The following is a 255-nucleotide window of genomic DNA, read 5'->3' as shown; positions in this document are numbered from 1 at the left end:
TGCCGGTGACAAACCGGAGGAAGGTGGGGATGACGTCAAGTCATCATGGCCCTTACGGCCTGGGCTACACACGTGCTACAATGGTCGGTACAGAGGGTTGCCAAGCCGCGAGGTGGAGCTAATCCCATAAAACCGATCGTAGTCCGGATCGCAGTCTGCAACTCGACTGCGTGAAGTCGGAATCGCTAGTAATCGCGAATCAGAATGTCGCGGTGAATACGTTCCCGGGCCTTGTACACACCGCCCGTCACACCA

At 56.9% G+C, this 255-nt stretch carries 1 rRNA gene; it reads left to right on the top strand.

Features of this window, described 5'->3' with window-relative positions:
• A 16S ribosomal RNA gene (locus tag J5M57_RS29185) occupies positions 1-255 on the top strand; the annotation flags it as partial.

The sequence above is a fragment of the Pseudomonas sp. 86_A genome, from assembly GCF_017491705.1.
GTDB classification, from domain to species: Bacteria; Pseudomonadota; Gammaproteobacteria; order Pseudomonadales; family Pseudomonadaceae; genus Aquipseudomonas; species Aquipseudomonas koreensis.
This window is presented reverse-complemented; position numbering and strand designations above follow the sequence as displayed.